This is a genomic window from Micromonospora sp. NPDC023869 (assembly GCF_055559695.1).
Genome location: NZ_JBVHKD010000001.1, coordinates 1 through 23,855, shown reverse-complemented (window position 1 = coordinate 23,855; position 23,855 = coordinate 1). Strand labels below are relative to the sequence as shown.

The 23,855-nt window shown below is 73.1% G+C and carries 17 protein-coding genes; 11 read left to right on the top strand and 6 right to left on the bottom strand.

Annotated elements, in window-relative coordinates; all coding sequences use genetic code 11:
• Positions 1-32: 32 nt before the first annotated feature.
• Positions 33-455: an HIT family protein gene (locus ACZ31C_RS00085; RefSeq protein WP_465793534.1), complete on the bottom strand. Its 423-nt coding sequence runs from the start codon at positions 453-455 to the stop codon at positions 33-35.
• 87 nt (positions 456-542) lie between these two features.
• On the opposite strand from ACZ31C_RS00085, the gene ACZ31C_RS00080 reads away from it, so the two are divergent.
• The 4 genes from ACZ31C_RS00080 to ilvA all read left to right on the top strand — a co-directional run bounded on the left by ACZ31C_RS00080 (position 543) and on the right by ilvA (position 5,133).
• Complete coding sequence (locus ACZ31C_RS00080) at positions 543-1,007, top strand: hypothetical protein (protein WP_396740560.1); 465 nt, start codon at positions 543-545, stop codon at positions 1,005-1,007.
• 206 nt (positions 1,008-1,213) lie between these two features.
• Positions 1,214-2,356, top strand: coding sequence for a cystathionine gamma-synthase (locus ACZ31C_RS00075; RefSeq protein ID WP_396740558.1), 1,143 nt, complete (start codon positions 1,214-1,216; stop codon positions 2,354-2,356).
• Positions 2,357-2,372: 16 nt separating this feature from the next.
• Positions 2,373-3,782 (top strand): amidase, encoded by a 1,410-nt coding sequence (locus ACZ31C_RS00070; protein ID WP_465793533.1) that lies wholly within the window; start codon positions 2,373-2,375, stop codon positions 3,780-3,782.
• 130 nt (positions 3,783-3,912) lie between these two features.
• Positions 3,913-5,133 (top strand): threonine ammonia-lyase, encoded by a 1,221-nt coding sequence (gene ilvA / locus ACZ31C_RS00065; protein ID WP_449951091.1) that lies wholly within the window; start codon positions 3,913-3,915, stop codon positions 5,131-5,133.
• A gap of 63 nt (positions 5,134-5,196) precedes the next feature.
• Here the strand turns inward: ilvA and greA are convergent, their stop codons facing one another.
• Positions 5,197-5,694, bottom strand: a complete 498-nt coding sequence (gene greA / locus ACZ31C_RS00060) for a transcription elongation factor GreA (protein WP_131053387.1) — start codon at positions 5,692-5,694, stop codon at positions 5,197-5,199.
• Between the two features lie 270 nt (positions 5,695-5,964).
• On the bottom strand, positions 5,965-6,399 hold the full coding sequence (locus ACZ31C_RS00055; protein WP_350695644.1) for a DUF4307 domain-containing protein: 435 nt from the start codon (positions 6,397-6,399) through the stop codon (positions 5,965-5,967).
• Positions 6,400-6,619: 220 nt separating this feature from the next.
• Between ACZ31C_RS00055 and mca the strand changes: the two genes are divergently transcribed.
• The 3 genes from mca to ACZ31C_RS00040 all read left to right on the top strand — a co-directional run bounded on the left by mca (position 6,620) and on the right by ACZ31C_RS00040 (position 10,569).
• Positions 6,620-7,504: a mycothiol conjugate amidase Mca gene (gene mca / locus ACZ31C_RS00050; protein WP_465793532.1), complete on the top strand. Its 885-nt coding sequence runs from the start codon at positions 6,620-6,622 to the stop codon at positions 7,502-7,504.
• A gap of 48 nt (positions 7,505-7,552) precedes the next feature.
• Positions 7,553-7,849: a hypothetical protein gene (locus tag ACZ31C_RS00045; protein ID WP_396740548.1), complete on the top strand. Its 297-nt coding sequence runs from the start codon at positions 7,553-7,555 to the stop codon at positions 7,847-7,849.
• A gap of 179 nt (positions 7,850-8,028) precedes the next feature.
• Entirely contained in the window at positions 8,029-10,569 is a 2,541-nt protein-coding gene (locus ACZ31C_RS00040) for a putative bifunctional diguanylate cyclase/phosphodiesterase (protein ID WP_465793531.1), read from the top strand.
• A gap of 67 nt (positions 10,570-10,636) precedes the next feature.
• Here the strand turns inward: ACZ31C_RS00040 and ACZ31C_RS00035 are convergent, their stop codons facing one another.
• Positions 10,637-11,713, bottom strand: a complete 1,077-nt coding sequence (locus ACZ31C_RS00035) for a phosphatidylinositol-specific phospholipase C domain-containing protein (RefSeq protein ID WP_465793530.1) — start codon at positions 11,711-11,713, stop codon at positions 10,637-10,639.
• A gap of 134 nt (positions 11,714-11,847) precedes the next feature.
• Between ACZ31C_RS00035 and ACZ31C_RS00030 the strand changes: the two genes are divergently transcribed.
• From ACZ31C_RS00030 to purE, 3 genes are all read left to right on the top strand, one after another.
• A complete protein-coding gene (locus tag ACZ31C_RS00030) occupies positions 11,848-13,887 on the top strand; it encodes a thioredoxin domain-containing protein (protein ID WP_465793529.1) in 2,040 nt (679 codons plus the stop codon).
• Positions 13,888-13,940: 53 nt separating this feature from the next.
• Entirely contained in the window at positions 13,941-15,122 is a 1,182-nt protein-coding gene (locus ACZ31C_RS00025) for a 5-(carboxyamino)imidazole ribonucleotide synthase (protein WP_465793528.1), read from the top strand.
• A gap of 99 nt (positions 15,123-15,221) precedes the next feature.
• On the top strand, positions 15,222-15,710 hold the full coding sequence (purE, locus tag ACZ31C_RS00020; RefSeq protein ID WP_350695631.1) for a 5-(carboxyamino)imidazole ribonucleotide mutase: 489 nt from the start codon (positions 15,222-15,224) through the stop codon (positions 15,708-15,710).
• Positions 15,711-15,790: 80 nt separating this feature from the next.
• On the opposite strand, the gene ACZ31C_RS00015 is transcribed toward purE, so the two are convergent.
• Both ACZ31C_RS00015 and ACZ31C_RS00010 read right to left on the bottom strand, forming a co-directional pair.
• Complete coding sequence (locus ACZ31C_RS00015; protein WP_465794328.1) at positions 15,791-20,923, bottom strand: SCO7613 C-terminal domain-containing membrane protein; 5,133 nt, start codon at positions 20,921-20,923, stop codon at positions 15,791-15,793.
• Positions 20,924-21,379: 456 nt separating this feature from the next.
• Complete coding sequence (locus tag ACZ31C_RS00010; RefSeq protein WP_465793527.1) at positions 21,380-22,807, bottom strand: UDP-glucose dehydrogenase family protein; 1,428 nt, start codon at positions 22,805-22,807, stop codon at positions 21,380-21,382.
• 252 nt (positions 22,808-23,059) lie between these two features.
• On the opposite strand from ACZ31C_RS00010, the gene ACZ31C_RS00005 reads away from it, so the two are divergent.
• Positions 23,060-23,855 (top strand): acyl-CoA dehydrogenase family protein (locus ACZ31C_RS00005; RefSeq protein ID WP_465793526.1); only part of this gene is annotated, 796 nt, incomplete at its 3' end.

Below are 23,855 nucleotides of genomic sequence, written 5' to 3'. Positions count from 1 at the left end.
GGACCCCACTTCCTTACCCGCCCCGCGCGCGCTCAGGCGCTGTCCGCCAGGGCGTGCCGCACGCGCTCGGCGTACGCGGTCGCCTCGGCGTCGTCGGCGTAGCGGGTACGCGGCCAGAAGAAGCCGCGCAGGCCGTCGCCCTTGGTCCGGGGCACCACGTGGGTGTGCAGGTGGGGTACCGACTGGGACACCTTGTTGTTCATCGCCACGAACGTGCCGCCCGCGCCCAGACCGCTCTCCACCGCGACGGTGAGTTGTCGGACCAGCCCGAAGTAGCCGGCGAGTGACTCCGGCGGCAGGTCGGCAAGGGTGACCAGGTGGGTGCGGGGCACCACCAGCACGTGTCCCTTGAACACCGGACGGGTGTCCAGGAACGCCACGCCGTCGGCGCTGTCGACCACCCGGAACGCCGGCACCTCGCCCGCCACGATCCCGCAGAACACACATCCCGCCATCGGTTCAGGTTATGGCCGTTCCCACGTGTCCCGCTCGGCGTGTTGATTCGACTTGCCAAGAAGTCTGAAAAAGTTCAGAATTTAGGTATGGCTACTACCACCGAGGTGCAGTGGAGTGAGCTGCAACGCGACCCCAAGAGCGTGGCGGCCCTCGCGGACTCGGGCGACGTCCGGGTCCGTCGCCGCGACGGCGCCGCATTGCTGCTCACTCGGGAGGACCGGGTGATCGCTGCGGGGGAGGGGGCGATCGCGGCGGCCCGCACCCTCCGCAATGCCCTGGTGCACCTTCCCGTCGACGTGGCTGCCACCGTGCTCGCGGAGGAATTCCCCTGGTTGCGGTTGCTCCCCGACGCCGATCTGCCGGAGTTCATCTCGGACTTCACGACGGCCGCCAGGATCTCGGCCGACCTGGGGCAATGGTCGGTGCTGACGCAGACTCTTCGTGAGTGGAAGGCGACCGCAGCCGTCTACACCGATCCGGCGCTGGTGCGCGAATTGACCCAGCCGTTGTCCGACGACCACGGCCCGGTGCCCGGCCCTTCGGAGGAGTGAGGATGCCGGCCAAGCGAGGGGACCGCGTTGCGCCGCCCGGCCGGCCGGGCGGTTGGGAGGCGAGGTTTGCCTCGTCCGAGGCGGCCAAGGGCTGGGACCACCTGTGTCAGACCGCCCGGTCGAACACCTGGGAGGCGTGGGTCGAGTAACCGGCCCACGATCGGGTTCCATGGGCTGGGACGCGGGGGAGGACTAACGTCTGCGTCATGACCCACGGCTTCGAGACGCTCGCGATCCACGCCGGCCAGGACCCGGAGGCCCGCACCGGCGCGGTGATCCCACCGATATACCAGACCAGCACCTACGCCCAGGACGCCGTCGGTGCGCCCCGGCTCGGATACGAGTACAGCCGTTCCGGCAACCCCACCCGGGACGCGCTCCAGGAGTGCCTGGCGGCGCTGGAGGGCGGGCCGGTCGGTCTCGCCTTCGCCAGCGGTCTGGCCGCCGAGGACACCCTGCTGCGGACCGTCTGCGGCCCCGGCGACCACGTGGTGATCCCGGACGACGCGTACGGCGGCACGTACCGGCTGTTCGCCAAGGTGGCCCAGCGGTGGGGGCTGACGTACACCCCGGCGAAGGTCTCCGACCCGGACGCGGTGCGGGCCGCGATCCAGCCCGGCACCACCAAGGTGGTCTGGCTGGAGACGCCGACGAACCCGCTGCTCGGCATCGCCGACATCGCCACCCTGGCCGCCGTCGCCCACGACGCCGGAGCGCTGCTGGTGGTGGACAACACGTTCGCCTCGCCGTACCTGCAACAGCCGATCGCCCTCGGCGCGGACGTGGTCGTGCACTCCACCACCAAGTACGTCGGCGGTCACTCCGACGTGGTCGGCGGGGCGCTGGTGGCGGCCGACGCCGGGCTCGGTGAGGAACTGCGCTATCACCAGAACGCGATGGGCGCGGTGAACGGCCCGTTCGACGCCTGGCTGACCCTGCGCGGCATCAAAACCCTCGGGGTACGCATGGACCGGCACTGCGACAACGCCGAGCGGATCGTCGGCTACCTGGACGGGCACGCCAAGGTGGCCGAGGTCCTCTATCCGGGCCTGCCGTCGCACCCCGGTCACGAGGTGGCCGCCAAGCAGATGCGCCGGTTCGGCGGCATGATCTCGTTCCGGGCGGCCGGGGGTGAGGAGCACGCCGTCGAGATCTGCAACCGGGCCCGACTCTTCGTGCTCGCGGAGTCCCTCGGCGGGGTGGAATCCCTGATCGAACACCCGGGTCGGATGACACACGCCAGCGCTGCCGGCTCGCCGCTTGAAGTTCCCTCCGATCTCGTGCGACTGTCTGTCGGCATCGAGACGGTCGAAGACCTGCTCGCCGATCTGGAGCAGGCGCTGGGCTGACCGCTGGCTGGGGAGGGTGGCCGTGCAGGACATCATGCCGACCTGGGTCGGGGCGACCGCCAAACAGATCGCCCGGGGCGTACGGCGGGGCGACGTCTCCGCCACCCAGGTCCTGGCCGACCATCTCGACCACGTCGCGAAGGCCGACGTCGACCTCGCCGCGTTCCGTACGGTACGCGGCGGGGAGGCGGTCACCGAGGCGGAGAAGGTCGACGAGCAGGAGGACCTGGGCAACCTGCCGCTGGCCGGGGTGCCGGTGGCGGTCAAGGAGAACACCCCGGTGGCCGGGGTGCCCACGTGGAACGGTTCGGCCGCGGTGCGTACCCCGGTGGCCGAGGCCGACCACGAGGTGGTCCGCCGGCTGCGCGGCGCGGGCGCGGTGATCCTCGGCGTCACCCGGATGCCCGAGCTGGGCCTCTGGGGGGTGACCGACGACGGCACCGCGGTCACCCGCAACCCCTGGGACCTGGGGCGTACCCCGGGCGGCTCGTCGGGTGGCGCGGCGGCGGCGGTCGCCGCCGGGCTGGTGCCGATCGCCCACGGCAACGACGGTCTCGGCTCGATCCGCATTCCGGCGGCCTGCTGCGGCCTGGTCGGCCTGAAGCCCGGCCGGGGTGTGGTGCCCTGCCAGCTCGGCGCGGAGGACTGGTTCGGGCTGACCGAGCACGGCATGCTCGCCACCACGGTCGCCGACGCGGCGGTGGGTTTCCAGGTGCTCGCCGGCCGGGCCCAGGAGAAGCTGGTCCCGCCGCAGCGGCTGCGGGTCGGGGTGTCGCTGCGCTCCCCGGTGCGCGGGGTCTCGCCGGACGCCCCGAACCGCGACGCGGTCGCCGCCGCCGGTCGGCTGCTCGCCGCCGCCGGGCACGACGCCGTCCCGGCCGACCCGGTCTATCCGACCGCCCTCGGTCTGCAGGGCATCGCCACCTGGTTCGCCGCCGCCGCCGCTGACGTGCGGGCCGCCGGCATCGACCGGCGCGACCTGCAACCCCGTAGCCGCCGGCACGTCACGTTCGGCGAGTGGGCCTGGCGGCGCGGGTACGTCCGGGAGGCCGACCGGACGGCCTGGCGTGAGCGGTCCATCGGCTTCTTCGCCGACCACTCGGTCGACCTGCTGCTCACCCCGGCGCTGGCCAGCGCGCCGCCGCCGGCCACGAGCTGGTCGGCCCGGTCCTGGCGGGCCAACATGCTGGTCAACATCCGGTACGCCCCGTACGCGGCGCCGTGGAACATCGCCGGGCTGCCCGCGCTGGTGGTGCCGGTGGGCCGCCGCCCGGACGGCCTGCCGCTGGCCGTGCAACTGGTCGGGCCGCCCGGGTCGGAGCTGCTGCTGCTCGGCGTCGCCGGTCAGTTCGAGATGGCGGCCCCGTGGACTCGGCACGCTCCCGGCTACCCGCGCGTCGGAACGGGGTCACCGGCCAGCGCGTGACCGTGCGTAGCGTTCCGGTCGACGCGGCGGCACGTCCGTCGGCCGCCGCCGTACCGGACGTGCCCTGGTCTGCGTCTGCGCCGGTCCGGGCACTGGGGGATCCCGGTGGGGCGGGTGGCACGATCGGGGCATGACGGAACTGGTCAGCCTGGACGACGTGCGGGCGGCGCGGGAGCTGCTCGCCGAGGTCACCCGCACCACCCCGCTGGAACCCTTCCGCCCGCTGAGCGCGGCGCTCGGCGGGCCGGTCTGGCTCAAGTGCGAGAACTTTCAGCGTGCGGGGTCGTACAAGGTGCGTGGCGCGTACGTGCGGATCTCCCGGCTGTCGGCGGCGGAGCGGGAGCGGGGGGTGGTGGCGGCCAGCGCCGGCAACCACGCGCAGGGGGTGGCTCTCGCCGCCGGCCTGGTCGGCGCGCACTCCACCGTCTTCATGCCGGTCAACGCGCCACTGCCGAAGGTGGTGGCCACCAAGGGGTACGGCGCCCAGGTGGAGTTGGTCGGTGCCACGGTGGACGAATCCCTGGTGGCGGCGCAGACGTACGCGGAGCGCACCGGCGCGGTGTTGATCCACCCGTTCGACCACCGGGACGTGATCGCCGGCCAGGGCACGGTCGCGTTGGAGATCCTGGAGCAGTGCCCCGAGGTCAGGACGATCGTCACCGGGGTGGGCGGCGGCGGGCTGGTCTCCGGGATGGCGGTGGCCGCCAAGGCGTTGCGCCCCGACGTCCGGGTGATCGGGGTCCAGGCGGCGGGCGCGGCGGCCTTCCCGCCCTCACTGGTGGCCGGTGAGCCGGTACGCCTGCCCGACTTCTCCACCATCGCCGACGGCATCGCGGTCGGTCGACCCGGTGACGTCACCTTCACCCACGTCCGCAAGCTCGTCGACGAGATCGTCACGGTCACCGAGGAGGACATCTCCCGGGCGCTGCTGATGCTGTTGGAGCGCGGTAAGCAGGTGGTGGAGCCGGCCGGTGCGGTGGGGGTGGCCGCGTTGCTGGCCGGGGCGGTCGAGGTGGAGCCGCCGGTGGTGGCGGTCCTCTCCGGAGGCAACATCGATCCGCTGCTGATGCTGCGGGTCATCGAGCACGGCCTGGCGGCGGCCGGGCGCTATCTCCGGGTGACCGTCCGCTGCTCGGACCGGCCCGGGCAGCTCGCCTCGCTGCTGCGGCAGATCGCCGAGCACCGGGCCAACGTGGTGGACGTGGAGCACCAGCGGGCCAATCCGCACCTGCGCCTCGGTGAGGTCGAGGTGGCGCTGTCGGTGGAGACCCGGGGCGTGGAGCACTCGGACACGCTGATCAGTGCGTTGCGGGCCAGCGGCTACCAGGTCTCGATCGCACCAGAGGCGTGACACCGTCCGGTGTCACGCCTCTGGGTTGCTGCGACGGCCGCCCCCTGCCGGGCGGCGGGTTGCTCAGCCGGAGAAGGGCTCGAAGCTGACCACGGTCACCTTGATGTCCGCGCCGCTGGGCGCGGTGTAGGTGCAGGCCTGGCCCGCCTTGCCGCCCAGGATCGCCTGGCCGAGGGCCGACTCGGGGCTGTAGACGGTGAGATCGGTGGTCGAGGAGATCTCCCGGGAACCGAGCAGGAAGGTCTCTGTGTCGTCGGCGTCGTCGTCGAAGTAGATCGTCACGACCATCCCGGGTGCCACGGCGTCGACGGTCGGCGCCTCGCCGACCTGGGCCGTGCGGAGCAGCTCCTTCAAGTAGAGGATGCGCCCCTCGGCCTTGCCCTGCTCCTCACGGGCGGCGTGATAGCCGCCGTTCTCGCGCAGGTCACCTTCCTCGCGCCGCGCGTTGATCTCGGCGGCGATGACCGGCCGGTTGGCGATCAACTCATCGAGCTCGGCCTTCAGGCGGTCGTAGGCGTCCTGGGACAGCCAGGTGGCGGGCGCCTCGTTGCCATTGGACACAGGCGGTCCTCCTCGGTTGTGCGGGCTGGCTGACAGGTGAACCTCCAAGTTACCAGTGCCGTACGACAAGGAGTGTCGGTGATCACGCTGGTGCGCTGGGCGGCCCCGGGCCGCGCGGCGACCCGACGGTCGCCGCCCCGCCGCAGGCCGGGTGGGTCCGGCCCGTCGTCGCGATGGGTTCGGGCCACCGCCACGGGTGGGTTCGGGCCATCGTCGCGCGGGCGTTCGGCCTGCCGTCCCGGCGGCTGCGACCGGCCGTACCGGATGGGTTCAGACCGCCGGTCGGCAGCGGACGACCTCGCCGATGAAGGGGCGGGCGCTGGTGGCGAGCGTGTGCCGGACGGTGACGCTGCGCTGCCCGTCGGCGGCGGTCACCGGGATCTCCTCCCGGGCCACCTCCGCCCCGGCGTGGTCCCGGGCCCGCAGCGCGCAGACCGCCGAGCCGCCCGCCGGCAGGTTCACCCGGAAGTTGACCACCACCTGTTGGTCGGTGATCTCGCCGTAGGTGATCACCTGGGCGTCGTAGGCCGGGTCGCCGTACTGCCGGTAGAGCCGGAACGAGACGGCGGTGAGCGCCACCAGCACGGCGATCACCAGCAGCGTGGTCAGCAGCCGCCGACGTCGACCCGGCGTGCGGCGGCGACCGTACCGGCCGGGCGGGAACACCGGCGCGGTCGATGCAGGTGTGGCGTGCGTCTCGGTCACCGGCGGGTATCTCCTGGCGTCGTTGTCGGGCCTATCGGCAAGAATGGCAGAGCGCCGTCGTTCCTGTCCGATCGGGCATTGCTGGTCGTGAAGGCAGTGCTGGTCCTGGGGTCAAATATGACAGGCCGGCACGGGCCGGGACCGCGACGGGGGAGGATTCCGGCAGGTCAACGGTGTGGCCCGTGGCCCGCCGGTGGGGCAGAGACGAGGAGCGCCGACCGTGGCAGAACAACTCCGGCTCATGGCCGTGCACGCGCACCCAGACGACGAGTCGAGCAAGGGCGCCGCGACCATGGCCAAGTACGTCGCCGAGGGGGTGGACGTGCTGGTCGTCACGTGCACCGGCGGTGAGCGGGGCAGTGTGCTCAACCCCAAGCTGGACCGGCCCGAGGTGTGGGCCAACATCGCCGACATCCGCCGAGCGGAGATGGACGCGGCCCGCGCCATCCTCGGCATCGAGCAGGCCTGGCTGGGCTTCGTCGACTCGGGTCTGCCCGAGGGCGACCCGCTGCCGCCGCTGCCGGAGGGCTGCTTCGCGCTCCAGGACGTCGAGATGGCCTCCGGTCCGCTGGTCCGCCTGATGCGGCAGTTCCGCCCGCACGTGGTCACCACGTACGACGAGGAGGGCGGCTACCCGCACCCGGACCACATCATGTGCCACAAGGTCAGCGTGGCGGCCTTCGAGGCGGCCGGTGACCCGGAGCGCTATCCCGAGCTGGGTGAGCCGTGGCAGCCGCTCAAGCTCTACTACGACATCGGCTTCTCCAAGGGCAAGATCCTCGCCCTGCACGAGGCGGTCCTGGCCACCGGTGCCGCCGAGTCGCCGTACGCGGAGTGGATCACCCGTTGGGAGGACCGGCCGGACAAGGGTCCCCGGATCACCACCCGGGTCGAGTGCGCCGAACACTTCCCGGTCCGGGACGACGCGTTGCGGGCCCACGCCACCCAGGTCGACCCGGACGGCTTCTGGTTCCAGGTGCCGATGGAGCTGCAACAGCGCGCCTGGCCGACGGAGGACTTCCAGCTCGTACGCTCGCTGGTCGACTCGCCGCTGCCCGAGTCGGACCTGTTCGCGGGCATCCGGGAGACGGCCCATGCCCGCTGATCCGGCGGCGGGCTACCCTGGTCGGACATCGCACTCCGGAGGAATCCCATGTTGACCGCTGCTCAGGTGCTCGCCCAGAACAATTTCGGGGACACCCGCACGGGGGGCCTGGCCGGTCCGATGGGCCTGTTCCTCATCCTCGTCCTGGGCACCGCCACCGTGCTGCTGATCCGCAACATGAACGCCCGGCTGCGCCGGCTGCCCGACCATTTCCCCGGTCAGGAGCCCGCCCCCGCCGAGTCGGGCACCGCGCAGCGAACGGTCGGTGATCCGACAGATGAGAACGTGATGCTGGATTCATCCGGTGACGCTCCCAACCGGCGCCAGCAGCGTCGCGACGGCTGATCGGGGCATGATTCACGCTGAACCGGATGGTCGCCCCCTGTTGCGACCATCCGGTTTGGCTTAGCCTTCCGCCGGGAGGACCAGACGTCCTCATGCCGTGCGCGGGAGGGGGCGCCGATGACCATCGCAGTCGTTTCGGCCCTCCGCGCGCCCTGTTCCCGCCCGGCGGGAGTGGGTCGGTGACCTCCGGCAGGGCCGGTCATCCGCTCGATCGGCCCGAGGGCCGTCGCACCCCGATCGGGGTGCACCTGCTGACCGCCGCCGTCGTCCTCACCGCCGTGGTGGCCGCCGTGGTGGGGCTCAGCGTGCCGGTCGGGCTGCCGGCCGACGATCCGTTCGGGCCGTACGGCGGGCTGACCCGCTTCGGCATCGCGGTCGCACTCTTCGCACTGTCGCAGTTGGCCCGGCTGCGGTTCCGGGCCGCCGCCGGGGTGGTCTCCATCACCTGGGCCGAGGCCGCGCTGATCGTCTGCCTCTATCTGGTGCCGCCCGGATGGCTGCCGGGCGCGGCCCTGATCGGCATGATGCTGGCCTGGACCATCCTGTCCGTGGTGGACGAGGGCAGGTCCACCTGGGACGTCGTACGCCTCGCCGCGTCCCAGACCGCCGCCGTCGCCCTCGCGGTGTCGGTCACCACCTCGCTCGGCGAACCGCTGCTGGCCACCCCGACCCCGGCGCTCGCGCTCGCCGTCGCCGCCGGTGCCCTCACGTACCTGCTGGCCGGTGCCTGGCTCGGCGGGGTCATGCTCGCTCTGCGGCACGACATGCCGATCGGGCGACCGCTGCTGGCCGCGGTGCGGGGCAAGCTGCTGATGTTCGTCGGCAACGTGGTGGCCGGCCTGCTCGTGGTGGCACTGATCGAGTTCGATCCACGGTGGCTGGTGCTGCTGCCCGCGCCGCTGTGGCTGCTCCACCAGACCTACCGGCAGCGGCTGCGCGACGAGCGCGAACGGCGTACCTGGCGGTCGTTCGCGGAGGCGACGGCGGCGCTCAACCAGCTCGACGAGCGTGGTGTGGCGACCGCCGGGGTGACCGGCGCGCTCACCGTCTTCGAGGCGGAGCTCGTGGACGTGGAGGTGGTCCGGGGCGACGGTCGCTGGCGCCGATATCGGGGCGATCCCAGCGGTCAGGTGGTCGACCGGGAGATCGCGCCACCCGGCGACGACGAGTCCTCCCCGGACGAACTGCTCCGGGACCTGTCGGTCGGCGAGAATCGAGTCGGCCGACTACGGGTCCGGCTGCCCCGCACGGCGCCGCCCACCGACCGGGAACGGCACGCGCTGGCCGCCTTCGCCGAGGCGCTCTCCGCCGCCCTGCACGACGCGGCCACCCACCGCGAGCTGCGGGTGGTCACCGCGCGTTCCTCGTACGAGGCGGTACACGACCCGCTGACCGGGCTGGCCAACCGGACGGCCATGCTCGGCCAGGGCGACCAGACGCTGCGGAGACTCGGGCACGACCACCCGGTGGCCCTGCTGCTGCTCGACATCGACCAGTTCAAGGAGGTCAACGACACGCTCGGGCACGCCGCCGGTGACCAGCTCCTGCGGTTGACCGCCAACCGGCTGGGCGCTCTGACCCGCGCAGGCGACCTGCTCGCCCGGCTCGGCGGCGACGAGTTCGCGCTGCTGTTGACCTCGGTCCCGGTGCTCGGTGACCGCACCGCCCCGATGGCGTACGCGCTGCGCCAGGCCCGCGAGATCACCGAGCGGCTGGCCGCGCCGACCGAGGTGGCCGGGGTACGGATGTCCGTCGAGGTGTCCGTGGGCGTGGTGGTGGCGTCGGCCGGCACCGCCGACCTGACCGAGCTGATGCGCCGGGCCGACATCGCGATGTACCAGGCCAAGTCCGGTGGCGGCAGCGTGGCGGCGTACGACGGCTCCCGGGACGCGGCCAGCACCGACCAGCTCGCGCTGCTCGCCGAGCTGCGTGAGGCGTTGCTGACCGACGATCAGCTCGTGCTGGTGCTGCAGCCGGCCGTGGACCTGACCACCGGCGCGCCGACCGGGGTGGAGGCGCTGATCCGCTGGCGACATCCGCGCCGGGGCTGGCTGGGGCCGGCCGACTTCATCCGGCCGGTGGAGAACAGCGAGCAGTTGGGCAACTTCACCCGCTACGTGCTGGACAAGGCGCTCGGGGTGGCGGCCGGCTGGGCCCGGGAGGGCCTGGACATCCCGATCTCGGTCAACCTCTCCGCCCGCAGCCTGCTCGACCACCGCCTGCCGGCGGAGATCGCCGACGCGTTGCGCCGGCACCAGGTCCCGGCCGACCGGCTGGTCCTGGAGATCACCGAGACCGTGGTGATGAGCGAGCTGGAGGTCATCGACCAGGTGCTCAGCGCGCTCCGGTCGATGGGCGTGCAGCTGGCCGTGGACGACTTCGGCACCGGCTTCTCCTCCTTGGCCTTCCTCACCCGGATCCCGGTCGACGAGTTGAAGGTGGACCGCTCGTTCGTACTCCGGATGGCGGACTCGCCGGAGGCGGCGGCGATCGTCCGAAGCACCGTCGGGCTGGCCCACGAGCTGGGGCTGCGGGTGGTGGCCGAGGGCGTGGAGACCGCCGCCCAGCGGTCGGCCCTGGCCGAGCTGGGCTGCACCGCCGCCCAGGGTTACCACTTCTTCAAGCCGATGCCCGCCGACAAGATCGGTGCCGTGCTCGGCTCGCTGTCCCGCCAGAGTCCCAGCAACGTCCTGCCGCTGCGCGCCGACGGCGCCTCCTGACCGCGACCCGCCCGTCCGCCTCCTGTACGGGACGGACGGGCGGCGGCACGGGCGGGACGGCGGACGGTCAGGCGCGTGGCAGGGTCCGGGCGACCACCTGGGGGATCGGGGCCCAGTCGGCGGAGGCGATGGTGGCGTGCCGGGCGGCCAGCGTGGTGAGGCGGGCCAGGGCGGCGTCCGGGTCGGTGTTGCCGATCGCGGGCGGGACCTTGTGCGCGTCGGTCATCACCAGCAGGTAGTGGTTGGCCGAGTACCAGGCGGTGTCGATGGACCCGGTGACGTACGCGCTGGCGTCGCCGTCGAAGACGACGAACCAGGGACGCAACGCGGTCTCCGCGTACTGGGTGCGGGGGTCACCGGCCCGCGCCCGGTGCACGGCGGGGAACGCCTTCGCGCTGCCGAGGGTGCCGGCCGCGTCCAGCGCGACCAGGTGTCGGGCGTACTCCACGTCGGTGCGGAGCACGTCGGTCGGGTTGCCGTGCTCGACCGTGCCGGGGATCAGATAGACGATCACCTTCCCGGCGAGCTGCCGCCGGGTCGGCCAGGCGTCGGCACGGGCTGCGGCGTCCAGCGAGGCGTGGCCGCCGCGCAGCTCGGCCGGGGTGAACAGCCGGTCGCCGAGTCGGGCGGCGAGGACCGCGTCGAGCTGGGTCGGCCCCTGGCCGGTACGGGCACTGAAGCCGGTCTTCAGCTCGATCTTGAGCAGCAGCGGCCCGGCGTCCGGATGCGCGGTCAGCCACAGCCGGATGTTGTCCAGGCAGTGCTCCAGGTTGCGGTTCCGGGTGCCGGAGTAGAGCTGGCTCGCGCTGGTGGCGGCGACACAGTTGTTGTCGTTGCCGAGCGGGTTGGAGTGGCTGACCCGCCACTGCCGGGTGAGGATGTCCGGCCAGACGTCCAGCTCGATCAGTCCGGGGCGGGCGTCCAGGGACTGTGCCAGATAGGGGTAGGTCGCCTTCTCGTACGCGTTGTGCGTACCGACGCCGGTGGTGGCCGAGATCCGGGCGTCCGGGTCGACGGCGGCGGCCGAGGCCGGTGACGCCGCCACCAGCACACCGGCGGCGAGGGTCGACAGGGCCACACCGGCCGCGAGGGCGGACCGGGCCACGCGGGCCGTGAGAGCGGACCGGAACCGGGATCTGCGCATGGGGTACCTCCTCGTCACCCGGCCGGTCGCCGGGAATATGCACAGATCTAAATGGACCGACGTGAACGGCGGAAGGCGTTCCGGCGCACGGCGTCCGACCGGCGGCCGGTCGCCCGGCTGGATATGGTCGTCGGGTGAACCGACTCGCGGATGCCACCAGCCCGTACCTCCTCCAGCACGCGGACAACCCGGTCGACTGGTGGCCCTGGTGCGAGGAGGCGTTCGCCGAGGCCAAGCGGCGGGACGTGCCGGTGCTCATCTCGGTCGGTTACTCCGCGTGTCACTGGTGTCACGTCATGGCGCACGAATCGTTCGAGGACGCGGGCGTCGGCAAGCTGCTCAACGAGGGCTTCGTGTCGATCAAGGTGGACCGCGAGGAGCGGCCCGACGTCGACGCCGTCTACATGACCGCCACCCAGGCGATGACCGGCCAGGGCGGCTGGCCGATGACGGTCTTCGCCACCCCGGACGGCACCCCGTTCTTCTGCGGGACGTACTTCCCCCGGGCGAACTTCGTCCGGCTGCTGGAGTCGATCGGCACCGCCTGGCGGGACCAGCGCGACGCCGTACTGCGTCAGGGCGCCGCGGTGGTGGAGGCGATCGGCGGCGCCCAGGCCGTCGGCGGGCCCACCGCCCCGCTCACCGCCGACCTGCTCGACGCCGCCGCCGACCAACTGGCCGACGAGTACGACGAGACCCACGGCGGCTTCGGCGGCGCTCCCAAGTTCCCGCCGCACATGAACCTGCTCTTCCTGCTGCGGCACCACCAGCGCACCGGCTCGGCGCGGAGCCTGGAGATCGTCCGGCACACCTGCGAGGCGATGGCCCGGGGCGGCATCCACGACCAGCTCGCCGGTGGCTTCGCCCGGTACGCGGTGGACGAGCACTGGACCGTGCCGCACTTCGAGAAGATGCTCTACGACAACGCCCTGCTGCTGCGGGTCTACACGCAGCTCTGGCGGCTCACCGGCGACGCGCTGGCGCTGCGGGTGGCCCGGGACGTCGCCCGGTTCCTCGCCGACGAGCTGCACCGTCCCGGTCAGGGCTTCGCCTCGGCGCTGGACGCGGACACCGAGGGCGTCGAAGGGCTCACGTACGCCTGGACGCCGGCCCAACTGGTCGAGGCGCTCGGCGAGGAGGACGGCCGCTGGGCCGCCGACCTCTTCACGGTCGTCGAATCCGGCACCTTTGAGCACGGCACGAGCGTGCTGCGGCTGGCCCGGGACGTCGACGACGCCGACCCGGAGGTTCGCGCCCGCTGGCAGGACGTGGTCCGTCGGCTGTTGGCCGTCCGCGACACCCGCCCCCAACCGGCCCGCGACGACAAGGTGGTGGCCGCCTGGAACGGGCTGGCCGTCACCGCGCTCGCCGAGTTCGTCCGGCTCGTCGAGACCGCCGGGCGGATCGGCACCGAGGGCGAGGCGAACCTGCTCGACGGGGTCGTCATCGTCGCCGACGGCGCGATGCGCGACACCGCCGAGCACCTGGCCCGGGTGCACGTGGTGGACGGGCGGCTGCGCCGCGCCTCCCGGGACGGCCGGGTCGGTGAGCCGGCCGGCGTGTTGGAGGACTACGGCTGCGTGGCCGAGGCGTTCTGCGCCATGCACCAGGTCACCGGCGAGGGGCGGTGGCTGGAGCTGGCCGGCCAGTTGCTCGACGCCGCCCTGACGCACTTCGCCGCCCCCGACGGGGCGTTCTACGACACCGCCGACGACGCGGAACGCTTGGTGGCCCGGCCCGCCGACCCGACCGACAACGCCACCCCCTCCGGCCGCTCCGCCATCGCCGCCGCCCTGGTCAGCTACGCGGCGCTCACGGGTGAGAACCGGTACCGGGAGGCGGCCGAGGCGGCGTTGGCGACCGTCGCGCCGATCGTCGGGCGGCACGCCCGGTTCACCGGGTACGCGGCCACCGTGGGCGAGGCGCTGCTCGCCGGCCCGTCCGAGATCGCGGTGGTCACCGGGGACCCGGCGAACGATCCGCTGGTCGCGGCGGCGTACCGACACGCCCCACCCGGCGCGGTGATCGTCGCCGGGCAGCCCGACCAGCCGGGGGTGCCGCTGCTGGCCGGTCGGCCGTTGCTCGACGGCGGGCCCGCCGCGTACGTCTGCCGGGGTTTCGTCTGCCAACGGCCGGTGAGCGGCGTGGACGACCTGGTGGCGCAACTGCGCTGACACCGGTGTCCGCCGACCGGCACCCCGATCGGCCCGGATAGGCTGACGCCGCTATGGATTCCCGTACCGGTCTGCCTGTTGTCGGCATGGTGGGTGGCGGCCAGTTGGCCCGGATGACCCACCAGGCCGCGATCGCCCTCGGCCAGTCGCTGCGCGTGCTCGCCCTCACCCCGGACGACGGCGCGGCGCTGGTCGCCGCCGACGTCCAGTACGGCGACCACACCGACCTGGCCGCGCTGCGCACGTTCGCCAAGAGCTGCGACGTGGTCACCTTCGACCACGAGCACGTGCCCACCGAGCACATCCGCACCCTCACCGCCGAGGGGGTGAAGCTGTTCCCGCCCGCCGACGCACTCGTGCACGCCCAGGACAAGCAGGTCATGCGGGAGCGGCTCGGCGGGCTCGGCGCGCCCAATCCGGCCTGGCGACCCGTCACCGCCCCGGCCGACGTGGTGGACTTCGGCGACGAGGTGGGCTGGCCGGTGATGCTCAAGGCGGCCCGGGGCGGGTACGACGGCCGGGGCGTGTGGCCGGTGGCCGACGCCGCCGTCGCCGACGACCTGGTGCGGACCCTGTTCGACGGCGGGACGAAGCTCATCGTCGAGGAGCGGGTGGCGTTGCGCCGGGAGTTGGCGGTGCAGGTGGCCCGCTCGCCGTTCGGGCAGGTCGCGGTCTATCCGGTGGTGGAGACCGTGCAGCGGGACGGCATCTGTGTCGAGGTGCTGGCACCCGCGCCCGACCTCGCCGAGGAGCTGGCGGTCTCCGCCCAGCAGCTCGCCATCGACCTGGCCACCGCGCTCGGCGTGGTGGGCCTGCTCGCCGTGGAGCTGTTCGAGGTGGCCGATCCGGCGGCCCCGAGCGGCAGCCGGGTCGTGGTCAACGAGCTGGCGATGCGCCCGCACAACTCCGGGCACTGGACCATCGAGGGCGCCCGGACGTCGCAGTTCGAGCAGCACCTGCGGGCCGTGCTCGACTACCCGATGGGCGACACCGGGCTGACCGCGCCGGTGGTCGTGATGGCGAACGTGCTCGGTGGCGAGCCCGGCGGCATGTCCATCGACGAGCGGCTGCACCACCTCTTCGCCGCCGTGCCGACCGCCCGGGTGCACCTGTACGGCAAGCAGGTCCGTCCCGGTCGCAAGATCGGGCACGTCACGGTGCTCGGCGACGACCTGGACGAGGTACGCGCCCGGGCCGCCCGAGCCGCCCGCTGGCTTCGCGACGGCGCGGAGTGACCGTAGCGGCCGTCTGACCGTACGGGCGTCCTGCCGGCTTCGCGACGCCGTGGAGCGACCGTGCGGACCCCGCAGTTCGTGAACGAGAGGGAGAACAGCGTGAGCACGGTCGGTGTGATCATGGGTAGCGACTCGGACTGGCCGACCATGAAGGCGGCTGCCGACGTGCTCGCCGAGTTCGAGGTGCCGTACGAGGTCGAGGTGGTCTCGGCCCACCGCACTCCGGTGAAGATGATCGACTACGGTCGGGCCGCCGCCGGGCGGGGCATGAAGGTGATCATCGCGGGTGCCGGTGGTGCCGCCCACCTGCCCGGCATGATCGCCTCGGTCACGCCGTTGCCGGTGATCGGCGTGCCGGTGCCGTTGAAGCACCTCGACGGCCTGGACTCGCTGCTGTCCATCGTGCAGATGCCGGCGGGGGTGCCGGTGGCCACGGTGTCGATCGGCAACGCGCGCAACGCCGGGCTGCTCGCCGTACGCATCCTGGGCATCGGCGAGCCGGCGCTCGTCGATCGGATGTCGGCGTACCAGGCGGATCTGGAGCAGCTCGTCGCCGAGAAGGACGCGGCTCTGCGCGCTTCGCTGTAGGGGCGCTGTGTGTTAGGAGGGGTCCCCTGCTATGCACGAGGCGTTAGCAGGGGCCCCCTCCTTACATCCGACCGGCCCGGTCACCGCATGCCGCGCAGCGCCGTCTGGAGGCGTTCCTGGGCGCGACGGCGGCGTTCGTTGCTGGCGCCGAGCACGAGCAGCAGGAGACCGACCGGGATCAGCACCAGCCACGGTCCGAGGCTGAACAGGGCGTGTACGGCGGCGATGGCGGTGACCACCGCGCCGACGATCACCGGCGCCTGCTGACGGGTCATCGAGCCGAAGACCAGCACCGCCACCGCACCGAGCAGCAGCAGCACCTGCCGCAGCGTGCTGGAGTCGGTGGCCAGCACGATCGCCAGGGTGGGTACGAAGGCCGCGACCAGCGCCGGGCCGTACGCGACCCAACTGCTCAGGTCGGCCCGCTGCCGCAACTCCAGCACGCCGACCAGCAGCGCCAACGCCGCGAACGGCAGCGTGTACGCCTCGGGCAGCGCCACGTCGGCGACCCACATCAGGATCCACCAGGCGGTGATCTCGCAGATCACCACGCCCCAGAACAGGATGCGGCGTTCCATCGGCCGTCGACCGGGCCGGGTGGCGGCGAGCCCGAGGACCGCACCCCAGGCGGCCAGCAGCGCGGCGATGTGCCGGGGTGAGTCGAAGGCCAGCGCCAGCGCGATGAGTGCGGCGGCGTACCCGCTCCACTCCACCGTCGCCGCCTCGCGCCGCGCCTCGGGGCGACGGAACCGGGGCAGTGTGGCGGCGAAGACCTGGAGGGCCGCGCCGACCGCGAGCACGCCGAACGCCGACCAGACCGGGGCGAGACCGGCCACCAGCCCGGCGGTGAGCACCAGGAGCTGCGCCTTGAGCGAGGCGAACAGCCAACCGAGGATGCGTGCCCGAGAGGTGGTGCCGTACAGGGCGGCGACTACCCCGACGGCGACCCCACCGGCGAGGGTGAACAGGGTCAGCTCCCGGGTGGCGAGGCTGCCGGCGAGTCCCGCCCCACCGGCGGCCAGCCCGATCACGAAGACCAGGACCCGGGCCAGCCGGATCGAGCGGGCCCGCTCCTCGATCGGGGGCGGCGGGGTCAGTGCCAGCCCCAGCATCGAGATGGCGAACACCGCCAACGCAGAGAGGGTGCTCGACGGCCAGCCGCTGCCGAGCGCGACCGGGGCGATCAGCAGGGTCACCGCGGCGCCGGGCAGCACCACCGGCACCGCCCGGGTACGCCGACCGCCGCTGAATCCGGTGGCGGCCAGGGCCGCGGTGACGGTGAGCAGCAGCGCGGTGAGCACATGGGTGGGGTCCACCGCGGCCGGCGGAGGGTTCAGCAGCTCCGGTGGGGGCCCCTGCCAGATCCGGCTGAGCGTGCGGTGCGGGTCGACCAGCGCGGCCAGCAGCGCCGGGGCGATCGAGACCAGTGCCAGGATGACCGGCAGGGTGGCGGCGGCCAGCGCCCCGGCGGCGGGGCTGACCCGCCACCGACGCCGTCTCCCGTCGTCGGGCAGCCGGCGCAGGGCGCCGTCCAGCAGGACCGTCCACCGGCGAACCGGCTGCGCCGCGCCGACCGGTGGTTCGGTGGCCCCCCGGACCAGTTCGGCGAGCACCCCGAGCAGGGCTGCGGCGGCGGCGTACACGCCGATCGGCAGGTGCACGGGCACGGCGGCCAGCGCGGTCACGCTCGCCCCGCCGACCACCCCGGCGCTCGCCCAGGGCAGGTACTGCGGGACCTGGCGGCGGACGGCGGCGATCGCGGCCAGCCCGAGACTGGACGCGGCCAGGCCAGCGGTCAGCACCACCTGGGTCGGGTGCCCGAACTCGACGGCCAGGGCGGCGGTGGCGCCGGGCAGCGCCAGCAGCGCGGCACCGGTGCCCGCTCCGCCGATCTGCGCCAGGTGCGGCGGCATTCCCTCGACGTGGATGTCGTCGACCAGCGGCTCCGCCATCGACCGGGCGAGCATCGCCACCACCGCACCGATCAGCACCACGCTGGCCAGAGCCAGCGCGGTCGTCCACGGCCGGACCAGACCGGCGCCGGTGGCGTGCAGCGCCACCACCCCGGCGGCGGTGATCCGGGACAGCCCGGCCCGAGGGTCGACGGCGGCGACCGCGGCCATGCCGAGGACCGCGGCGACCATCGCACCGAGCACCACCGGTGACCACCAGCTCAGGTTGAACGCGGCGGCGGCGCCGATGGTGGCGAGCACCACCGCCGCGTTGGCGACGTCGTAGCGCCAGGGCGGCGGCAGCAGGATGCCGGCGGCCAGCGCGAGCAGCAGCAGCGCGATCGGCCCCTGCCACGTCGTACCGCCGGTCGGTGCGGCGGGCCAGCCGCTGAGGTCGCCGTTCCAGATCGGTCCGGGGGTGGCCAGCACGCCCACACCACCGCGCAGCGCCATCCACCCGGCCAGCAGCCCGATCAGCACCCCGCCGACGGCGAGGCCGAGCACCGGTCCGCGCCGCCACTGCTCGGGCATGGCCCGCGCGGCCACCGAGACCACCAGGACCAGCGCGGCGGCGACCGCGAGTTGCCCGCCCGGTGCCAGCACCGTGCCGATCCGCAGCAGGGTGGCGACCAACGCCGCGGTGACCGCTGCGGCGGCCAGGTCGGAGCCGTCCATCGTGGCGTCGGCGCGACGGCCGCTGTCGATAGATGGGGCCAGGAAGAGCAGCACGGCGGAGACCAGCAGCAGCGCGCCCACCCAGGCGTCGGCCACGGTGGCGCCCGGTGCGCCGAAACCGGCGGCGGCGACTACCAGCGCGCCGAGGCCGGTACCCACCGACAACGGCGTCGGAATGTGGCGCTGGGACACCTGCACGATGGCCGCGTAGCCGAGGGTGACGCAGACGGCGAGGAAGCTGGCCGCCAGCACCGGGACGGTCACCTCCCGCAGCGCGGCGGGGGTGAGTATCGGGTCGGTGGGCAGGGTCGCCGCGACGAAGGCGGCGACCGCTCCGGGCAGGGCGAAGGCCGCGCCTCCGGCGGCCCAGGCGGAGACGGTGTCGGCCGTCGCCGGGGCGAGCCGGATCCGGGGCGCGGCGGCGATCAGGATGCCGGCCAGCACGAGGGCGAGCAGCACGGCGGCGGTCGACGCCGGGCGGGCCAGGGCCGCGCCCGCACCGGCCAGACCGACGCCGGTGGCGGCGATCGCGTGCGCCAGGGCGGCCCGGGGAGTACGCGCGGAGAGCCCGACCGCCCCGATCCCGATCGCGGTCACCACCATCGGCCAGGGCGCCAACGCCCAGGACAGCCCGAAGGAGGCGGGTACGGCGAGCGCGGTCAACGCGGCACCGGTCACCGCGAACTCGCGGCGGATCTCCGGCGGCAGGGCCAGCACGGCGGCCACGGTCAGCAGGAAGGCGCTGGTGGCGAGCTGCCAGGCGGCCGGTCCCACCGAGGCGGCGAGTTCGGTCGGATACTGATCCAGGTCCGCCGCCCAGGCCGGCAGGGCGGCCTGGATGGGGGCGAGCCCGGCCCGCAGGGCGCTGCCGGCGACCAGCACCCCGGTGACCGTCAACGCGATCGCGGAGGCGAGTTGCGGGCCACGGCGGGCGGACTCCGGCACCGCCCGGACGGCCAGGCCGGTGACCGTGATGACCGCTGCGATCAGCAGCAGGGCGCGACCGGGCAGGGCCACCGAGGCGATCCGGCCGAGCGCGCCGATGACGGCCAACGTGAGCACGCCCGCGCCGATGTCGGGCAGCGGCGGCCGCCGAAGCACCAGCGTCCCGGCCAGGCAGACGGCGGCGGCCAGCAGCAGCACCAGGCCGGCCACGGTGGCGCCCGGCACGGTGATGGCCTGCACCAGGGCGGTCACCGCGTACGCGATGGCGACCGCGACCGCGACGCCGTGCAGGACCCAGGTCAGCTCCCGCAGCCCGGGTACCGGCCGGGTCGGCGTGGCGGTACGCCCGGCGTTGGTCGGGTCCAGCAGCTCACCGGCCTCTTCCGGCGCTCCTTCGGGCCGTCCCTCGGCCTGCCGCTGGCGGGGCGGGTGCGTCCGTCCGGGCGGGCTCGCCTCGTCGGCGGGCAACTGCTCCACGGTGACCGGGGAGCGCGCCAACCAGAGGTCGAGCAGGGCCACCACGGTCAGCACCAGCGCCCAGCCGACCGGTCCGCTGATCCGGTCGTAGGCCAGCAGCGGCACCACCGGCTGGGCGGCCAGGACGGTCGCGAAGCGGGGTGCGCGCAGTCGCGTCCAACCGGCGTACCCGACCGAGACGGCGGCGGTGACCGCGAAGATCACTCCGGCGAAGACGGCGCCGGAGGCACCCCCGGCGCCGATCGCGTCGACGGCCCAGAGTGCGTACCCGGCCAGCGGCACCAACAGCAGGCCCACCGCCGCGATGGTCTCGGCGGTGGAGGTCAGTCCACGCCGGACCAGCACCGGCGGGGCGAGCAACATGAGCACGGTGGCGAGCAGCAGGATGCCGAGCCGGGACAACGCGTCCATCGAGCTGGTCGCGACCACCGCGAAGACCACCGCGGCCACCCCGAGCAGCAGCGCGCCGAGCCCGAGCGGGATGTTCTGCACCTCGCGCGAGGAGGCTTCCGGCGGGTGCTCCGGGTCGTCGGCGTCCAGCCAGACCGGCGCGTCCGGAGGCGGCTCCCCGACTCCGAAGGCGGCACCCTGCCGGGGCACCCGTGGCGGGGCGTCACCACCGGCCGGGCCGTACGTCGCCCGGCTGCTGCCGTCCCCGGGCGGCCGGCGCCTGCCGTCGACGGGTTGCTTACGGGCCGAGGCAGCACCGCCCGGCGGCCTACGCGTCGGCCCGTCGGCATCGTCGGCGAAGCGCGTCGGACCGGTGACACCGTCTCCGGGGGACATGTGCGTCGAGCCGGTGACACCGTCATCGGTGGGGACGCGCGTGGACCCGGTGGCGTCGTCGCCGGCAGGCATGCGGGCCGTCGAGGTGACGCTGTCGCCCGGTGGCGTACGCGTCGCTCCGGTGGCGCCGTCGGTGGGCTGTCGCCGTGGCGGCGGGGTGGTGCGGTCGGTTGTCGCGGCAGTGGCGGTGGTGCCGTCGCCCGGGGGGGTGCGCGGCGGGCGGCGGCGCAGCACGCGGCGTGACCGGCCGGACTGCTTGAGACGTTCGTCACCCGAGTTGCCGGCGTGCGCGAGGATGTCCCGCTGGAAGATCGCGGCCTGCATCTTGGACGCGAGTTGCCGTTGCTCACTGGCGATGGCGGCCTCGCGGGCCTTCATCTCCGCGATGGACCGCTCGATGTCCGCCAGGTGCTCGGCCCATTGTGGCTGGTGGGCACCGCAGCGCGGGCAGCGGACGGCCGGCTTGATCTCCTGGCCGCACGAGGAGCACTGAAAGTTCGCCACGACACCCCTCCACCCGCAGTGTGGATTCCCACTGTCGCAGCATGCCCAATGCAGCCCAGGAATTCGACCGTTGTCGGCGGGTCACACACCCCCCTCCAAGATCGACCACACCCACCCGACCCACCGAGCCACCCGACCCACCGAGCCACCCGGACCCGCCGAGCGAAGCGAAGGCCCCGATTTCACCCCGCGCCGGGGATGGACCGACTCACGCAGCCTGCGGGAAGTCAGGTTTTCCGGGGGAGCCCGCCCGCGCAGGGATCAAGCCTGACCGCCCGGAGCGGGTGGGCTCCCCCGGAAAACCCCACCCCAACCCCAAGAAAAGCAAGATCAAGGACGCCCCATCCCCCGATACTCCCAGCCAGCCTGCGTCCACAGTGCCGAGTCGAGGCAGTTGCGCGCATCCACCACGCGCCGTCCGGTGACCAGTTCGCCCAGCGCGCTCGGGTCGGCGTTGCGGAAGTCCGCCCACTCGGTGAGGACGCAGACCAGGTCGACGCCGGTCACCGCCGCGTTGACGTCCGGCTCGTAGGTCAGCTCCGGCACCGCCCGGCGGGCGTTCTCCATGCCCTGCGGGTCGAAGACGTGCACCTCGGCACCGGCCTTGTGTAGCAGCGCGGCGACGGCGAGCGCGGGCGCGTCGCGTACGTCGTCGGTGTTGGGTTTGAAGGTCGCCCCGAGGACGGCGATCCGGGTGCCGGACAGGTCCGGGCCGGCCGGACCGGACCGACGGCCGAGCAGGTCGGCGGCGAGCTGGAGCACCCGGGTCCGGCGACGCAGGTTGATCAGGTCGACCTCGTGCAGGAAGCGCAGCGCCTCACCGGCACCCAGCTCCTGGGCCCGGGCCTGGAAGGCGCGGATGTCCTTCGGCAGGCAGGCACCGCCGAAGCCGAGCCCGGACTGCAGGAAGCGGTTGCCGATGCGGGGGTCGTACCCGATGGCCTTGGCGAGCTGGGTGACGTCGCCGCCGGCCGCCTCGCAGACCTCGGCCATCGCGTTGATGAAGGAGATCTTGGTGGCCAGGAAGGCGTTCGCGGCGACCTTGACCAGCTCGGCGGTGGCGAAGTCGGTGACCACCAGGGGCACCTCGCGGTCCTCGGTGGCGGCCAGGTCGAAGACGCCCTTGTGCGCGGCGTAGAGCATGCCGTTGGCCCAGTCGCTCTTGACGCCGACCACGATCCGGTTCGGCCGGAGCACGTCGTCGACGGCGAAGCCCTCCTGGAGGAACTCGGGGCTCCAGGCCACCTCGACGCCCAGGTCGACGGAGGCGTGCTTGCCCACGAGCTGTTCCACCCACTCGGCGGTGCCGACCGGGACGGTGGACTTGCCCACGATCAGCGCCTTGCGGGTCAGGTGCTGGGCCAGGCCGGTGACCGACGCCTCGACGTACGACAGGTCGGCGCCCATGCCGTCGGCGCGCTGCGGGGTGCCGACGCAGATGAAGTGCACGTCGCCGAAGTCGGCGGTCTCGGCGATGTCGGTGCTGAACCGCAGCCGCCCGGCGGCCAGGTTGCGCCGGAGCAGCTCGTCCAGGCCGGGCTCGTGGATCGGCACCTCACCCGCGTTGAGCTTGGCGATCTTGTCGGCGTCGACGTCGAATCCGAGCACCTCGTAGCCGAGTTCGGCGTAACAGATGGCGTAGGTCGCGCCGAGATAGCCAGTGCCCAGGAAGGTCACCCGAGGTCGGGAGGCACCCGAGGGGGGTGTCACCGAGGCGATGGCGGGCATCGGCTGGGTGTTCGGGTACGGGATGGTCACGCCTGTCTCTCCGCTCGCACTGGCGGCGCGTGGTCGCGTCGCGGTCCGCTGCGGCACCTGGCGGGGCACCGGAGGGGGGTCGTTCTGCTGTCTGTGCTCCATCATCGCCGAGCGGCGTCGATGCGCCGTTCCGGCTTAGCCTACGCGCCGGTAACATTTCTCGGACGGTGGTGACTATCCTTCAGTCTGCGCGATGGCCGTCCAGGTGACGCTACAGACTGCGCATAGTAGCGGTGAAGGGGAGGGGCCGGCATGCCCGCAGAGCAGTCGTTCGATGTGTATCGGTTGCCCGAGGAGCACCAGGCGATCCGGGAAGCCGTCCGTGAGGTCTGTACGGCGAAGGTGGCGCCACAGGCGGCCGAGGCCGATGAGACCGGTGAGTTCCCCACGGCGTCATACGACGCGTTGCGGGCCGCCGACTTCCACGCCCCGCACATTCCCGAGGAGTACGGCGGGGCGGGTGCCGACGCGCTGGCCACCGCGATCGTGATCGAGGAGGTCGCCCGGGCCTGTGCCTCGTCCTCGCTGATCCCGGCGGTGAACAAGCTCGGCACCATGCCGCTGCTGCTGGCCGGTTCCGACGATCTCAAGCGCCGCTACCTGACCCCGGTCGCCGCCGGTGAGGCAATGTTCTCGTACTGCCTGTCCGAGCCGGAGGCCGGCAGCGACGCGGCGTCGATGACCACCCGGGCGGTGCGCGACGGCGATCACTGGGTGCTCAACGGCGTGAAGCGCTGGATCACCAACGCCGGGGTGTCCGAGTTCTATACCGTCTTCGCCGTCACCGACCCGACCGCGCGTTCCCGGGGCATCTCCGCCTTCGTGGTCGAGAAGTCCGATCCGGGCGTCAGCTTCGGTGCGCCGGAGAAGAAGCTGGGCATCAAGGGGTCGCCGACCCGCGAGGTCTACCTGGACAGCGTGCGGATCCCGGCAGACCGCATGATCGGTGCCGAGGGCACCGGTTTCGCCACCGCGATGAAGACGTTGGACCACACCCGGGTCACCATCGCCGCGCAGGCGCTCGGCATCGCGCAGGGCGCGCTGGACT

Bases quoted from the DNA above. Each gene is read 5' to 3' on its own strand.
- ACZ31C_RS00085 (WP_465793534.1), bottom strand. From the start codon at position 455: ATGGCGGGATGTGTGTTCTGCGGGATCGTGGCGGGCGAGGTGCCGGCG.
- ACZ31C_RS00025 (WP_465793528.1), top strand. From the start codon at position 13,941: ATGGATTCCCGTACCGGTCTGCCTGTTGTCGGCATGGTGGGTGGCGGC.
- ACZ31C_RS00080 (WP_396740560.1), top strand. From the start codon at position 543: ATGGCTACTACCACCGAGGTGCAGTGGAGTGAGCTGCAACGCGACCCC.
- ACZ31C_RS00075 (WP_396740558.1), top strand. From the start codon at position 1,214: ATGACCCACGGCTTCGAGACGCTCGCGATCCACGCCGGCCAGGACCCG.
- ACZ31C_RS00015 (WP_465794328.1), bottom strand. From the start codon at position 20,923: ATGAAGGCCCGCGAGGCCGCCATCGCCAGTGAGCAACGGCAACTCGCG.
- ACZ31C_RS00035 (WP_465793530.1), bottom strand. From the start codon at position 11,713: ATGCGCAGATCCCGGTTCCGGTCCGCTCTCACGGCCCGCGTGGCCCGG.
- ilvA (WP_449951091.1), top strand. From the start codon at position 3,913: ATGACGGAACTGGTCAGCCTGGACGACGTGCGGGCGGCGCGGGAGCTG.
- ACZ31C_RS00045 (WP_396740548.1), top strand. From the start codon at position 7,553: ATGTTGACCGCTGCTCAGGTGCTCGCCCAGAACAATTTCGGGGACACC.